This is a genomic window from Lentzea sp. NPDC036955 (assembly GCF_055608005.1).
In genome coordinates this window covers 257133-272896 of record NZ_JBVJRC010000008.1, presented here as the reverse complement: position 1 = coordinate 272896, position 15764 = coordinate 257133, and the positions used below count along the sequence as shown (strand labels likewise).

The window sequence follows — 15764 nt, the reverse complement described above, 5'->3', positions numbered from 1 at the left end:
ACCACGATGCAGATCTACCAGCCCATGATGTACGTCGGACTGGGTGGCACCGGCTGTCGCGTCGGGGCCGAGCTCGAACGCAGGCTCCGCGAGGAGCTCTGCGGCCCGGACGGCACGGAGCTGCAGCACCGCATGCAGGGCAAGAACTTCCTGCCCTACCAGCTGCCGTCGTGCCTGCAGTTCGTCTACGCCGACCTGTCGGAGGACGAGTTCGGGGCACTGGAACGCCGGGTGGTGCCCGACCCCGAGTACCTGCCGGCCGCGGAACGCACGATGCACCTCGTCCGGGAGCTCGTGCCGCACCACGACACCTACCCCGAGGTCGCGCGCAGCCTGCGCCTGGCCGCCCCGAAGCTCGTCGACACCTGGCTGCCGCCCCCGCTGGGCGAGCCGCGGATCGGCCCGCTGGCGCGGGGCGCGGGGCAGCTGCCGACAGTGGGCAGGGCGGCGTTGTTCGAGACGTTCCGCGGTGGCACGTCGGCGGCGCAGGCACCGTTGCGCAAGGCGGTCGGTGCGATCAACAACTCGCTCGGCGAGCTCGCCCTGCTCGGTGGTGGCAAGAGGTCGTTGTCGTGCGACGTCTTCGTGGCGTTCTCGGTCGCGGGCGGCACCGGCAGCGGCATCTTCTTCGACTTCCTGCACCTCATCGGCGACGTCTTCGCGCACCAGGACTACCGCGCCCGCATCTTCCCGCTGGTGCTCATGCCGTCCGCGTTCGACGAGGGCCTCGGCGGCGGACGGGCCGCGCGGTTGAACGCGGGCCGCTCGCTGCTCGACCTCTTCCGGCTCGTCGACGACCAGAACGCCCAGGTCGCCGGCACCGAGCTGGACAGCTCCGGCATCAGCGGCACGCTGTCGGTGCGGTACCCGGACCGCGAGGAGATCCGGCTGCGGGCCTCGACCGTGCAGACCGCGTTCCTGTTCGGCAAGGGCGCCGGGGTGCAGCGCGACGACCTGCACCGCTCCATCGTGTCGCTGGTGCTGTCCCTGATCGGCACCGACCTCGGCACCGACGGCGACGGCGGCCGCCAGGCCATCGCGCAGACGTACATGTCGTTCGCGGACAGCTTCATCAACAGCGCCGTCGAGCGGGAGGTGCCCGCACCGACCGGCATCGGCAACCGGGGTGTGTCGACGAGCTCGGTGGCGTCGATGACCGTGCCGGTCGACGACATCGCGGACATCATCAGCGCCCGGCTGCTCGCCGCGGCCGTGAACGAGCTCGACGAGCCGGGCTCCGGCCAGGCGGAGAACAACTCGTCCTTCATCGAGCGGTTCTTCACCGAGTCCAACCTGGACCCGTTGCGGCTGCGGGCACCCGTGCCGATCAACGAGGTCTCCGCGGTGTCCGGCGCCGAGGCGATCACCCGCGCGCTGGCCACCCGCGCGAGGACGATGGAGTCCGGCCTGCGCACGCTCGACCAGCAGCTGTCCCGGCAGATCCCGGACCTGGTGCAGACCTTCGACGCAGGCCGCGCGGTGAAGTCGTTGCTGGGCGAGATCGACCTGTTCCGGTTGCGCCGGGTGCTGAACGGCCACGACGGCCTCTCGGACGAGGCCAGCGCACTCGGCTTCGCGCGAATCCTGGAGCTGCGCCGCGGCGAACCGCTGGCACCGCCGGGGATGACGCTGAACCCGCCCGCCTCCGCCGACATCAAGGGCAGGTTCCTGCGCAAGCTGCAGTTCTCCGACCCGCCGGTGCGCGCCGCACTCGCCCGGCAGGACGAGTGGTACGCGTGGCGGGCCCGCCGGGTCTGGCACGCCGCGTGGAACGACCAGGCCGTGCGCTGGGACCTCAAGCTCAAGGCCGTGCAGCAGCAGGTCCTGTCGCTGGTCAACGCCTTCGAGGACCACGCACGGCAGAGCGAGCGCCGCTTCACCGCCCGTGCCCGCGAGCTCTACCAGCAGCGCGTGGGCGTCACGTACCTGCTGCCGCGCCAGGGTGACCTGGAGCCCTTCTACCAGGCCGTCGTGCGCCGGTTCGTCGACTTCTACGTGCACCAGGGCGGGAAGCTGCACCCGACGGCGACCCCCGGCGACCTCGTCACCGAGATCCTCGGGGAGGAGGGCTGGAAGCACGCCTACGACATGGTGCTCGACGGCCGGGGGCCGACCCTGGCGGTGGCGCACGTCAAGGACCGCGTGAAGCAGGCGGTGAAGCGCCTGTTCTCCTACCGCGACGGCCAGCACCGCGCCCTGCTGCCCGCGCTGCAGGACCTCCTGGCCGCGGCGGCGGGCAAGCCCGGCGTGGCGGTCGGCGACGACGAGCTGGCGCAGTTCAGGGAGAAGCTCGCCGGTCTGGTGCCCGGCGGGTTCGCGCCCAGCGGCACCGGCCGCATGCGCATCCTGTTCAGCTACCCCGCCGGCACCAAGGACTTCGAGCTGGAGAAGTACCTGCAGCAGGAGGTCACGCTCCCGCGCACCGGCGCCGTGGTCGAGTTCCGCCCGATCGCCGCCGAGTCGATCACCGTCGTGCTGTTCCGCAGCTCCATGGGCCTCACCGAGGTGCCCGAGGTCCGCGAGGTCCTCAAGCACTGGTCCGACGCGCTGAAGAACGAGGAGCAGCAGGACTTCCTGCGCTGGCGCCAACGCCTCGGCTTCGACTTCGGCTACCTGGCCACGATCCCCGAGCACCGCGAACGCATCCTGCACCACCTGCTGTGCGCGGCCTGGAACGACCAGATCGCCGTCGAGGGCGACGAGGACTCCCCCACCGCGATCCTGGTGCGGCTCGGCGAGGGCGCGCAGGCCACGATGAAGCTGCCGCTCGAACCGTTCGGCCGCATGTCCAGCTGGGCCAGCGTGCTGTCGGCCTACGAGGCGTGGGTGCTGACCGACGACGAGCAGATCCGCCGCGACTTCTGCGCCAAGCTGATCGCCTCGACCCCGAACGGGGTGGACAGCAGGCCGTCGAAACCCTCGAACCTCTACGACCGCATCGTCGGCATGGCGGCCGGCGAGCTCGACATGGTCGACGAGGAGCTGCGGCAGCGGTCCGGCGAGAGCGGCATCCGCCGGCTGCACGCTCTGCGCGAGTTCTGGGAGGACACCCTCTCCAGCGCCCTGCGGCTGCCGTTCCGCGGCGTCAACAACCCGTTGCAGGACAACCTGCAGGACCTGCGCGAGTGGGTCGCCCGCGACCCGGAGTGGCTGCGCCCGTGAACCCCGATCCCGTGATGACGCTCGACCTCCGCACGCCGGAGGGCCGGTCCTACGCGACCAACCTGCGCCGCCGCAACGCCGGTGAGCTCGGCCCGTCCAGCCGCGTCCTCGTCGTCGACACCACCGACGCGCTGGGCACGCACCCGGAGTGGTACGAGCGCCTGGCCCGGCTGCCGCAGGTCACCGGTGTCGTGCTGGTCGCGGTCGGTCCCCTCGACCACGGCGACGGCCCGGTGCTGCGCATGCCGTCCGCGCTCACCGGGGTCGGCGTGACGCTGTGGGTGAACGACGCTCCGGGGGTGCCGTGGGAGGGCGGGTCGCAGCCTCCCGGCGCCGGCCGCGGTGAGTCCACCGTGGACGACCTGCTCGCCGCGCTGCGGTTCCCCGGGGTGTTCGACCGCGTGCTGCAGGAGGTGCGCAGGATGCCGCACCAGAGTGCGAACCCCGGTGTCGCGGTGGACTACGCGGCGGTCGAGCCCGGGCTGACGCGGGCGTTGAAGCTGCGGGCGTTGCGGCAGCTCGTCGCGACCGGGGTGGCGGCGCGGCTGCACGACCGCGAGTCCACGGAGCTCGCGTCCGTGGTGCGCGGCGCGACCGATGGCGAGACCGTGCCGGTGCTACCGGGATCACCGCTGCACGAGGCGATGACGGCGGCTCGGGACCGGGTGGCCGCGGCGTCGCGGGCGGTGGACGCGTTGCGCGGCCTCGGCGGGCTGCTCGGCACCGGCAGGACCCACCGGGTGGTGCTCAGCCGCCTCGCCGACGCCGGCGAGGCGGTGGCCAGGTACCACGGGCTGACGCGCCGGGTGCTGGAGGACGTGGACTCCAGCCTCGCCGAGGGCTACCCGCCGCCGACGGAGCTGGTGGCGCAGGGCCTGCCGTCACCGGCGCCGGTGAACTCGGTCGAGCTCGCGGACTCGCTGCGCAAGGCGGTCACCACCGAGCTCGCCGGTGGCAGGACGTTGCCCGGTCTCGCCGACCAGGCCCGCGGGCTGGGCAACCAGCTCGGCGCCACGCGCAGTCTCGCGGTCACCGGCGAGGTCGTGGACGCCGACGCCGCGACGTGGATGCGCGGGCTCACCGCACCGCCGCCGTTCAGGCCGTGGCCCACGCCGATGGCGCACCTGCTCCCGGTGGTGTTCGTGACGTGCCTGCTGGCCTCCTGGCTGCCGGGGATGAGCTGGTGGCCCGCCGCGGGGCTCGCGGTGCTGTGGCTGTTCCTGGTGGCGCTGCTGTTCGCCCGCGCGCCCGGCTCGCCCGCCGCGGGACCGCAGCTCGCCGTCACCGCGCTCGTCGCCGCGGTCAGCGGTACCGCCGGGGTGTTCCTCCGCGCGGTGCCGTCCCCCGGCGCCGCCGCCGGTGCCGCTGTCGCGGCGGGGCTCGGCGTCTCGGCGGTCGTCGCCGTGGTGCTGGGCTGGAACCGGGCGGTGGACGCGTGGACGGCCGCGGTGCCGGTGCGCAGGGCGGCCGCGCTCACCCGGCAGCTGACCGAGCAGGTGACGAGGACGATCGAGGACCGGTGGCTGCCCGCCGACCGCAACCGCCGGCTCGCGGACGCGCTGCTGGTGGTCGCGGGCGGGCTGGACGCGGTGTCCGGGGTGTTCTCCGACGTGATCCGCGACCGGCGCGAGGAGGGCGGCCAGGTCCTGAGCGGTGACAGCTCGGCGGGGCTGGCCGACGTGCTGCACCACGACCTGGTCGCCATCGCGCTGGAGGTGCTGCGGCCGTCGTTCGAGGAGATCGCCTCGCAGATGCCGCTGTCCGGCGACTCGCACCGCGCCTTCCTGCGGGCGCAGGACCTGATGTCCGGCTACAACGACCACCTCGACCACGCCGGGCTGCGCGAGCTGCCGCCGTTCGTGACCGACGAGGGACCGCGCCGCCGGCTCGCCGCGACGCTGTGGCGCAGCTCCGACGCCAGCAGGCGCGTTCTCCTGCTCACCGAACGCAGCCGGATGACCCAGCTCTGCGCGGCCGAGGACATCCGGCTGCTGCAGGCCGACGGCGCGGTGGTGCTGCACTTCGCCTCCGCGGACATGGACCTGCCGCCCGCCGACACCGGCGAGGTGGTCCGCACCAGGGGCGACGCGGTCGGGGCGCTGCGGCTGACCCCGATCCTCGCCAGGTACGTCGAGTCCAGGGTGCACGCGGTGACCGAGCACGCCGAACCTCCGCACGAGCAGGGAGAGCCGCGATGACCTTCGCCGGCACCAACTTCGACACGCTGACCGGCCGCGACCCGGCAGGCCGCCCCGCCTCGTGGCTGGTGCGGGTGCTGGAACCGGAACCTGCGGGCGACTCGGCCCTGGTGACCCACCGGGTGAAGACCCACGACGGCACCACGTTGCTGCGCCGCTCGCTCCCGCTCACCGGCAACCCGCTGGACGCGTCGATCGCGGAAATGCTGCTGGACAACGAGATCAGGGCGCTGGTCCGGTTGCACGCGCGCTATCCCAGACCGGTGCCGGAGCTGCCGAGGATCGTCGGGTACGACTTCGACTCGAGCACCCCGTTCGTCCTGCTGGAACCGCACGTCGGCAAGTGCCTCGACGGCAGCCCGCGCACGCTGCTGATCGACGAGCGGCGCCGGTTCATGGTCGGCGTGTTCCGGGCGTTGGCCCACCTCGCCGCGGTCGACCTGGTGCACGGTTCGGTCGGGCTCGCGTCGCTGTGCTGGGACGGCGCCACCGCCCAGCTGGTGAACCTGGAGCACGCGGTGAACCCCGGCGAGCCGACCCGTTCCGGCCTGTCGCGCAACGGTTCCGTCGCGCACACCGGCGACGACGTCCGCGCGGCCGGCCGGATGGTGTACGAGCTCGTCACCGGCAAACGGGTCGAGCTGGGTGCGGTGCCCGACCTCACCGCGCAGCCGGAGCAGCTGGCCACCCTGCTGCGCGGGGTGTTCGCGGCACGCCCCGCCGACCGGCCGACGGCGCTGGAGGTGCTGGAGCGGCTCAACGACCGCGACCCGCTCCTCCCGCCCACGGACACGACGGCGCTGATGCGGGCGGGCTACGACCGGTTCGACACCCTGCGGCCGGTCAAGGTGACGGGTCCCCGGCAGCAACAGCCACCGCCGCCACCACCGGTCAGGCGGTTCGCGCCCCGCCCGGAGCGCAAGCCGGTCCCGCTGCTCCCGTTGGCGCTGCTGGTGTTCCTCGCGGTCGCGGTGGTCGTGGCGCTGGTGGTCACCCGATGACGACGCCTCCCGAGTCCACCCGCGTGCAGTGCCCGATCTGCCTGGAGCTGTTCTCCTGGTGCGACGACGAGCTGTACCGGCGGGTCGTCGACAGCAGTGGCGCGCGCTGGGTGCGCGCGGACCTCTCGCACATCAACAACCCCGTGAAGAAGCAGGACCGCCGGGCGCGCTGCTACGTGCGGTGCCCCAACACCAGCAAGGAGAACAAGGAGCACTACCTGCCCGTCTCCTACCGCGACCACGGCACGCCGGTGGTCATCGGGCTGGTCGGGCGCAGCCGGTCGGGCAAGACGCACCTGCTGGCCAGCATGATCCACGAGGCGTTGCGCGGCGACCTGCGCCACCACGGCCTCGTCTTCGAACCGGCCGACGAGCTGCGGCACTCGGCGTTCCAGCGCGAGATCGACCAGCTGATGCTCGGCAACAAGCTGGAGGCCACCGAGTTCCTCAACGAGGACGTCACCACGTACCTGTTGCTGCGCAGCAACAATGGACCGACCAGGCCGCTGGTGTTCTTCGACGTGGCCGGTGAGGACTTCGTCACGTCCGGGCCGCAGGGGCTGGGCGGCCAGTTCGTGCTGGGCGCCACGGCGTTGATGTTCGTCGACCACCCGGCCGGCGCGGTGCCGGCGTTGCACGGCGCGGGCCGGGTCAGCACGAACCCGGCGTTCTCCGGTGCGCTGGAACGGATCGGGCGGCGCGAGGACGCGCGCGACCTGCCCGTCGCCGTGGTGCTTACCAAGGCGGACGAGCTGCGCTACGAGGCTCCGATCGATCACTGGATCCGCCGCGACGACCTGCGCGAACCGCTGGACGCGGCCCAGTTCCGCGCCGAGAGCAGGGACGTCTACGCGTTCCTGGACCGGCACGAGGCCAGGCCGATGCTCGACGTGTTCGAGCGGTTCCACCGCAGCACGTTGCACGTCGTGTCGGCGACCGGCGCCGAAGCCGACGACAACAACACGTTCCCCCGCGGCGTCCGGCCGGCCAGGGTGCTGCGGCCGCTGCTCGCGCTGCTCGCGATGGCGGGGCTGGTCGCGCACCCGCAAGCGGCGGAGGTGGGCAGGTGAGCGACCTCGACCAACTCGTCTTCGCACCGGACGAGCGCAAGGGCATGAGCCTGTACTCCGCGTCGTTCCCGGTGCGGGACAACGACAGCTGGCAGGACTGGGACGGCAAGCTGATGCTCTACGCGCGGTTGCTGAGCGAGCCGGGCGGCAAACCACCGCCGCGCGCGTCGTTCACGCACGTCGCGTTCGCGGACGGCACCGCGGCGCTGGTCCGCCGTTCCGGTCAGCCCGGTGACGTGGGGCGCAACGTGGCGCACGCGGTGATCGGGGACCGCGCCGCGATCAACGACCTGCTGCCGCGCCTGGTCGGGTGGGACCGCTGGCTGGACCACAGGCCGGTCAGCCTCCAGCTGCCGAAGCCGGACCCGGCCGACTTCCCTGGCCCCCGGCCGTTCGAGCTGGACGATCCCGTGCTGGTGCCGATCGCGACCGCGGTGCTGGCCAGGCCGGACAGCTCCTTCAGCGTGATCGGCGTGCCGGAGGAGCTGCGGCTGCCGGTGGTCTGGCGGCTGCGGTCGCTGTGGCCCGAGCAGGAGTGGACGTTCTCGACCTACGAGAAGAGCGACGAGGACAAGCCGAACCTGCCCAGGGTCGTGTTCCTCGCCGAGCGGCCGACCGCGCTGGTCGAACCGCAGGAGGGACGGGTGCGCATCGACGTCAACGACGACGTGCGGTCCGGCGACCACACCACGAAGCAGGCGCGGGCGATGCTCAACGGCCAGCAGGTGCCGGCGACCACCACGGCGGTCGCGGCGGTGCCGGACGAGCCGGTGACCGAGGTGGTGGAGGTGGTGGAGATGACTGACCGGCACGAGGCGCCCGCACCGGCCCGGCCGCTCCAGCCGGCCGGACCCACCGCACCGGTCCGGCCGCTCCAACCGGCCGGGCCCACCGCGCCGGCCGAGGTGACCGGCCTGCCGAGGACCGGACCGCGCAGACCCGCGGTCGCGGTGGTGGACGGCGACGCCCTGGCCGGGATCCTGCACAGCGACGACCCGTTGCACCGGCGGCTGGAACGGCTGACCAGGCTGCTCGACGCGCTCGACGCCTCGGCGGTGGACCACCAGGTGCTCGCCTGGGTCGAGGACGTGGCGGTGCCGCGCACGCTCGTCGCGTTCATCGTCGACTACCTGGAGTCCCGCGGTGTCACCGGGTTCGACCGGGCTCTCGCCCGGCGCTGGCGGGCCGAGCAGGGCATCCACCACCTGCCGCCGGAACCGGTGGGACCGCCGCCGGCCAGACCGCCGGTGGACGCGAGGCTCGTCGAGCGGGCGTGGTCCGAGCAGGAGGCGTGGTCGCGCAAAGCCGGGCAGCACAAGAGGTACGTGGTCGCGCTCCGGCTGATCGTGCTGGGCTGCCTGCTGTCCGGTGCGGTCGGTGCGGTCGGTGCCGCCCAGCTCACCACCGGGCCGCGCTGGGCAGCGGCGCTCGTCGCGGGTGCCACCGCAGCGGTCGTGGCGATCGGCACCTGGATGCGCAAGCAGCTGGAACCCGAGGAGCGCAAGCAGTGGACGTACGCGCGCCGGCGTTCCGAGTCGCTGAAGTCCGAGGTGTGCCGCTACCTCGCGGGCGCGGACCCGTACCGGCGCGCTGACGCGGACCAGCGGCTGAGGCGGCACGTCGACGAGCTCCTGCCGATCGCCACCGCGGCGACCGCTGCCAAGTCGCCCGGGATCACCGGCATCACGACCTACACCCGGTTGCGGGTGCAGGACCAGATCGCCCACCACGTCTCGAAGGCGGATCGGTACGAGACCTCCCTGAAGCGGGCCCGGCTCGCCGAGTTCGGCTTCGGCGTCGCCGCCACGGTGCTGGCGGCGGTCGGCGCGGTCGTCGGCGGGCACGTCGTGCTGTGGATCGGTGTGTTCACCACGATCGCGGGTGCCATCACCGCGCACATCACGCTCACCGGCTACGAGCACCTCGTCGTGCGGTACCGGCGCACCGCGGCCGACCTGCACCGCCTGCTCACCGCGCTGGCCGACCAGCCGGACGAGGCGGCGCAGGACCTGTTCGTCGCGGAGTGCGAGCGGGTGCTGGCCCAGCAGAACGACGACTGGGTGGCGCAGCTCACCCCGTCCGCGGCCGGAAAGGACCAGCGATGACCGACCTGCGGTGGGACGTCTTCATCAGCCACAGCACCTCGCCCGCTCCCGAGGGGGTCGCGGCGCGGCTGCTGGAGGAGCTGCTGGAGTGGGACGCGCTGCCGGCCTGGCGGGTGCGCGCCGACCGGGAGTTCCTCCACCTCGGCGACCGGTGGCAGGAGCGGATCCGGGAGGTGGTCAACGAGAGCAACGTCGGCGTCGTGCTGCTCGACGAGAACGCCTTGCGCAGCAAGTGGGTCAGGCGCGAGACGCGGCAGATGATCGACCGCGGCCGGGACTTCCGGGTCATCCCGGTCCTGATCGGCCTCACCCGCGCCGACGTCGAGGAGGCCGGGTGCGAGGAGTTCACCGAACTGGTGCGGGACCGGCACAACATCGTGGTCCGCGACGACGGCCAGGTCGTGCTCGACGAGCTGGGGACGTTGCTGGGCACGGAGGTGATGGCCGCGCTCACCCCGGAGGAGATGTCCTGGGTGCAGCGCATCGCCTACTACCTGCCCGAGGACGAACGGATGCTCGCGAACGCGTTGCGCAGGTTCGACCCCGTGCGAGACCTCCCGCCGCTGCTGCCGCGGGAGAGGCTCGCCTACCGCATCCTCGAGTCGCGGCTGCACAAGGTCGTCAAGGCGTTGTTCGTCTTCCTCAAGCACGACCTGGTGAAGCGGCTGCGCCCGGAGTCGAGGGCGATGCTGGCCGAGCTGATCGAACCGAGCTGGATCGAGTCGTCGCTCGCCCGCCGCATCCCGCCCCACACGCCGTCGCAGGTGTGCGTGCTGAGCACCGGCAACCCGGTCCCGAAGGCGCAGCGGCCCGGCGTGTGCGTCGACACCGGCGTGCACCTGGTCCGGCGGGCCACCTGCTGGGACGAGGAGAACGTCGAGGTCCGGCCGTGCGGGGACGTTCCGGTCGGCGACCCGAGCGAGATCCCGCTGCACCTGGGCGACCAGTACCAGTGGGAGGAGGACGTGAAGAACTACATCGTGCTGGAGGCCGGTCGCAACCTCCGGTCCAGGTTGGACACCGCACGAGCGGTGCGGGACCTGTGGCCCGACGTGGTGGTGGTGCTCGTCGTCGATCCGGGCACCGACCCCGTCGGTGAGAAGTTCGACCAGCACCTCGGTCCTTACGGCACCGTCGTGATCGAACACCGCGAAGAGCTCGAAGCGAACAAGGCCATGGACAAGATCCGCGAGGTCCTGAGGATCGAGAAGGCGGGCCGATGAGCACCGGAACGGACACGACGCAGGTCGAGACGGACGGCAAGAGGTACGTCCGGCCGCCGGGGCTGGACCTCGCGGTGCGGGTGGCGACCGCGACGAGCAGGCCGCTGCTGCTCTTCGGCGCGCCGGGGTCGGGCAAGTCCAGCCTGGCCAAGAACATCGCCTACCGGGACGACCTGCGCTACTACGAGCACGTGGTCACCGCGCGCACCTCGGCCAGGGACCTGCTGTGGTCGTTCGACAGCGTCCGCCGGCTCGGCGACGCGCAGCTCAAGGTGCGGGACTGGCGGGACGACGACTACGTCACGCCGGGCGTGCTGTGGTGGGCGTTCGACCGGGCGAGCGCCCTGACGTTCAAGCGGGCCAAGGAACCGCACCCGTCCTGGAACACCGGCGAGCGCAGGCGGCCGGGCGCGGTCGTGCTCATCGACGAGATCGACAAGGCCGACCCGGACGTGCCGAACAGCCTGCTGGTGCCGTTGGCCGACCGGTTGTTCACGGTGACCGACCTCAGCGAGGCCAGGGAGGTGCGGGAGGTGGCGGACCCGCGGTGCCTGATCGTCATCACGTCGAACCAGGAACGCGAGCTGCCCCCGGCGTTCGTGCGGCGGTGCGTCGTCCACGAGCTGGAACCGCACGACGAGCCGACGTTGCGCAAGATCGCCGAGAGCCACGTGGGCAGGGACCGCAGGTACCCGCTGGACCACCTCATCCGGAAGCTCCAGGACGCCCGCAAGCAGGCGCGCGCCGACCAGCGCAGGCAGCCGAGCACCGCCGAGTTCATCGACGCCATCCGGGCCTGCCTGGGCGAGGGCATCGAGTCGACGACGCACCTCGACCTGGACCCCATCCTGAAGATGATCTTCGAGAAGGACGCGGGCACCGGTGCCGCGCCGGGGTGGTCGCCGTGACGGCGGCGGCCTGGCTGGGCGATCTCGTCAGGGCGGTCGCCGCCGAGACGCCGCCGGGCCGGGAGCCCGATCCCGCGCTGGTGCGGCAGATCGAGCGCCTGCTGGGGATCGAGCACGGCACACCGCCGGTCGCCGAGGACGCTGCCCCGCCGCCACCGGAACCGCAGCCCCTGCCGCCGCCGGAGGAGCACGTGCGAACGCGGATGCCGGAGGCGGAGGAGACCGGCAGGCGGTTCGGCGACTTCGAGCAGCCGCCGTCGTACCGGACGGAGCAGGACCCCATGGTGGGCCTGAAGGTCTCGTGGGACGACGAGGGCGAGCCGGACCGCCCGTGGCTGCCGGTGCCGGACCTGCCCGTGCTGAGCCCGGAGCAGCTGCTGCGCCGGCCACCGCACGAACCGCTGCTGCGCCGCGCCTCGACCTCCGCGGTGGTGCAGGCCCTGTTCTCCCGCCGGATGCCGGACACCGAGGTCGACGTGCCCGCCCTGGTCGAGCAGCTGGCGTCGGCGCGGGCGGTGAGCGAGCTGCCCCGCCTCGCCCACCCGACCTTGCGCTTCGGCGCCCACGTGCTGATGGACCGCTCGGAGGGCATGTCGTTGTTCTGGCGCGACCAGCAGGCGCTGGTCGGCGTGGTCAACAGCGTCATCGGCGCCTCCCTCACCGAGGTCAGCGTGCTGTCCGGCTCACCGCGCCGGATGCAGCGCGGCCACCGCCACCCCGCTCCCGACCGCGCGGTGCTGGTGCTCGCGGGCTTCGGCATCCGCCGCGGGCGGGCCGAGCAGGAGGTCTGGGAGCCCTACGTGCGCTGGCTGCGGCGCCGGCGCTGCCGGGTGGTCGCGCTCGTGCCGTTCCCGCGCGACCGGTGGCCGGGGTGGCTGACCTCGCTGATGCCGGTCGTGAGCTGGGACCGGGTCACCACCGTCGGGGCGGTGCGGGCGGCGCTGGGGCGGACGTCGTGATCCGCGAGCGCCTCCGCGAGGAGCTGGACCGCCCGAGCGTCGCCCCGGACGTGCAGCTCGCCGTCGCGCTGAGCACCGCCACCCGGATCGAGGCCGAGCTGGTCAGGGCGGTCCGCCTCGGCGTGCTGCCCCACCTCGACGTGGGTGCCGAGTCCGACTTCTGGTTCAGCGACTGGGTCGGGGCACGCCAGCCGCAGGTCGTGGCGTTGCGCTCGGACCTGCTCGACCTCCTGCGCGACCGCCTCGCCCGCTACGACGAGGCGGCGCTGGAGACGTTGCGCGCCATCATGTTGCGCAGCCACCGCAACCTCTCCCCCGCGCTGGCGCTGGAGGAGGACGTCACCTGGCACGCGTGCACCGGCGGCGAGGAGGGGTTCACCGTCGCGTGCGCGCTGCTGCGACGCGCGTCGAAGGCGATGGTGGTGCAGGGCCGCGACGGCGTGGCCGGCTGGGTGGCCGACGCGGTGCACCGGCTGCCGCGGGAGGTGTTGCGCAGCACCGACGGCTGGCACGCCGTGCTGAACGCGCGCAGGACGCGGTCCGAGGACATCACCGCGGAGCCGGAGCACGTCGACGCACGGGTGATCGAGGAGATCCTCATCCCGGTGGCGCACGGGCAGGACGACTCGACCATGCGCCGGTGCGTCGGGGTGCGTTGGGACGACGGCGCGCTCGTGCTGGGCGAGGGCGTGGACGGCGGGGTCACCATCCGGCTGCCGCACCACGTGCCGCCCCTCGTGGAGCTGGTCGAGTACGGCAACAGCGAGGGCGACTGGCACCTCATCGGGCAGTCACCGCCGTTCCGGCCGGTGAGACCGGGCCCGGTCCGGCTGCGCACGCTGGACGGCCGGGTCTTCGACATCCCCGAGGCCGTCGGCGACCGGGTGCAGGCCTCGCCCGTGCTCGTGCAGGTCGAGGGTGCCCAGGGCGAGCCGGCGCGGTTCTGGCTGCAGCCGGTGCGGTTCGAGACCGGCGAGCGGGCGCGGGCGGGCCAGCCGGTGGCGTTGCTGACGAGGGTGCTCGACACCATCCCGGCCGACCCCGGCGCGTTGTCGAAGCTGCACGGCTGGTTGGCGCAGGAGGAGGTCTGCGCGGTCAGGTTGCTGCACGGCTGGACCGAGGAGCAGCGGATCCGGCTGGCCACCCAGATCGCGGCGGCGGGCGAACGAGAGGGCTGGCACGTGTTCCGCGGGCGGCAGGACCCGGCGGCGGCGCAGTGGCTGCGGTCGGACAAGCCGCAGCCGGGGCCGAAGGGCGTCCTGCTCGTGGTGGACCGCGCGGACTCGTGGCACCCGCAGCACCTGCGGGGCATGCTCGCGGCGCTGCTGGACGGGTCGGCGCGGACCAGGGTGCTGCTGCTGTCGCTCGACGCCGGGTCGTGGTGGAACGCGGTCGCACGGGCGTTCCCGGCCGCCGACGTGCACTGGGCGGCACAGCGGCTCGACGCCGACCCGCCGCGGGAACGCACTGAGCTGTACCGGCGGGCGATCGACGTGATGGCGGACGCGATGTCGGCGGACCTCGACCCGGCCCGCGACCCGCGCGGTCCGTGGACGTCGCAGGACGACGTCGAGCTCGTCGCGGTGGCGGCGGCGCTGGACGCGCTGACCAGGAAGACCAGGAGGGGCTACGCGGGCGCGGCGAAGCTGGTGCTGCGGCACGAGCACGTCTTCCGCACCCGGCGGGCACCCGAGCACGACGGGCAGCTGGCCGCGCTGGTGTTCCTCGCGACCCTGCTGCGGCCGTTGCACGTGGGCGCGGCCCGCGACCTGTGCCTGCACTTCGAGCTGATCGACGCCGAGCACGACTGGCGACCGCTGCTCGCCGCGTACGAGCGGCTCTACCCGCTCGACCAGGAGGCGCTCGACCCGCTCGGCCCGTGCCAGCTCGCCGACGACCTGCTCGCGGGCGTCCTGGTGGACCAGGACGCCGATCTCGGCGTCGACCCGGCCTGGGCGGTGCGGCTGCTCGATGCGATCGCGACGGCCACGTTCCCGGAAGACCCCGGCGTCGAACCGCACTCGATGGCCGCGCTCGCCCACGCGTCGGCGCGGTTCCGCCGGCTCGCCACCGGCTTCCTCAACCCGATCGTCCACTCCCGGCCGGAGCTGCTGGTCCGCGCGGGCGCGGCGGCGATCATGACGGCGCTGGCGAACGCCGACACCGAGCTGCTGGAGCGCATCCACGGCGCTCTGCCACCACCGGACGAGCGCGAGGTGCACCTCGACCCGGCCGTGGTGCGGCTGGAGCTGGCGCTGGTCGGCCACCTGCGGTCGGAGGGTGCGCCGAGTCCGGAGCGCGACGCGCCGCTGGACCTGCGGCTGGCGCGCAGCCAGGCTCGTGCCGGTCTGCTGGAGGCGGCCCTCACGACAGCGGCGAAGGCCGCCGACGGGTACCGCAGGCTCGTGGTGCGGGAACCCCGCGTGCACACCACCGGCCTGTGCGAGTCGCTGGTCCTGCAGAGCGGGCTGCTGGGCGAGCTGAACCAGTCCGAGCAGGCGCTGGCGGTCGCCGAGGAGGCCGAGTCGCGGCTGCGGACGCTCCAGGTCAAGCGCCGGGACGAGCCAGGCTCCGCCCTCGCCTCCGCGCTCGCGAACCTGGGCAGGCAACGCGCGCGCAGCGGCAACACCGGGCACGCCCTGCGCGACGTGCGGGAGGCCGTGAGCATCCTGCGCGACCTGGCCGGGGTGCGGCGCGCCGAGTACGAGCCGGAGCTCTGCGAGGCGCTGGTCAACCTCGCCGAACGCGCGGGCGAGGCCGGGGAGCCGGAGCTCGCGCTGTCCGCGGTGGAGGAGGCGGTGGCACTGGCCGCCCGGCTCCACGCCGCCAACAAGTGGGCCCACCTCCACCGCTACGCCGCGGCACTGGCTGGGCGGTGGCGGTGGACCGGGTCGGCGAGCGACCTGGACGAGGCGGTGTCGTTGTACCGGCAGGCCGCGCAGGCATCACCCGAACGGTTCGACCTGGCGCTCGCCGGCGTGCTCGTCGACCGGTCCCGCACCACCGGCGACCTGTCCGCGCTGGAGGAGGCGATAGGCCTCTACCAGCGGCACAAGCGGGCAGAGGACGAGCTGGCCGCGGCGGTTGCGCTGCGTGACCAGTGGGAGGGCGGGTCGGTGTGATCGCTACCCTGGAGCC

The 15764-nt window shown here is 73.1% G+C and carries 9 protein-coding genes; all 9 read left to right on the top strand.

The genetic code is table 11. From position 1 onward, the window contains the following. Positions 1–6: 6 nt before the first annotated feature. Genes ACZ7CF_RS28050 through ACZ7CF_RS28010 form a run of 9 tightly spaced genes read left to right on the top strand, consistent with a single transcriptional unit; the run spans position 7 to position 15748 of the window. Positions 7–3162, top strand: coding sequence for a tubulin-like doman-containing protein (locus ACZ7CF_RS28050; RefSeq protein ID WP_458431067.1), 3156 nt, complete (start codon positions 7–9; stop codon positions 3160–3162). Further along, positions 3159–5360, top strand: a complete 2202-nt coding sequence (locus ACZ7CF_RS28045; protein WP_470370961.1) for a hypothetical protein — start codon at positions 3159–3161, stop codon at positions 5358–5360. The genes ACZ7CF_RS28050 and ACZ7CF_RS28045 overlap by 4 nt, the downstream gene beginning before the upstream one ends. Further along, positions 5357–6361, top strand: a complete 1005-nt coding sequence (locus ACZ7CF_RS28040; protein ID WP_470370960.1) for a phosphotransferase family protein — start codon at positions 5357–5359, stop codon at positions 6359–6361. The genes ACZ7CF_RS28045 and ACZ7CF_RS28040 overlap by 4 nt, the downstream gene beginning before the upstream one ends. After that, positions 6358–7431, top strand: a complete 1074-nt coding sequence (locus ACZ7CF_RS28035) for a TRAFAC clade GTPase domain-containing protein (protein WP_470370959.1) — start codon at positions 6358–6360, stop codon at positions 7429–7431. Before ACZ7CF_RS28040 ends, ACZ7CF_RS28035 begins: the two co-directional genes overlap by 4 nt. After that, on the top strand, positions 7428–9536 hold the full coding sequence (locus ACZ7CF_RS28030) for a DUF4231 domain-containing protein (protein WP_470370958.1): 2109 nt from the start codon (positions 7428–7430) through the stop codon (positions 9534–9536). Before ACZ7CF_RS28035 ends, ACZ7CF_RS28030 begins: the two co-directional genes overlap by 4 nt. After that, complete coding sequence (locus tag ACZ7CF_RS28025; RefSeq protein WP_458431058.1) at positions 9533–10759, top strand: toll/interleukin-1 receptor domain-containing protein; 1227 nt, start codon at positions 9533–9535, stop codon at positions 10757–10759. Before ACZ7CF_RS28030 ends, ACZ7CF_RS28025 begins: the two co-directional genes overlap by 4 nt. Beyond that, on the top strand, positions 10756–11667 hold the full coding sequence (locus tag ACZ7CF_RS28020) for a MoxR family ATPase (protein ID WP_360392008.1): 912 nt from the start codon (positions 10756–10758) through the stop codon (positions 11665–11667). Before ACZ7CF_RS28025 ends, ACZ7CF_RS28020 begins: the two co-directional genes overlap by 4 nt. Then, positions 11664–12626, top strand: a complete 963-nt coding sequence (locus ACZ7CF_RS28015) for a hypothetical protein (protein ID WP_470370957.1) — start codon at positions 11664–11666, stop codon at positions 12624–12626. Before ACZ7CF_RS28020 ends, ACZ7CF_RS28015 begins: the two co-directional genes overlap by 4 nt. Continuing rightward, the gene (locus tag ACZ7CF_RS28010; protein WP_470370956.1) at positions 12623–15748 is read left to right on the top strand and encodes a hypothetical protein; all 3126 of its coding nucleotides are present in this window, start codon (positions 12623–12625) and stop codon (positions 15746–15748) included. Before ACZ7CF_RS28015 ends, ACZ7CF_RS28010 begins: the two co-directional genes overlap by 4 nt. Positions 15749–15764: the final 16 nt, after the last annotated feature.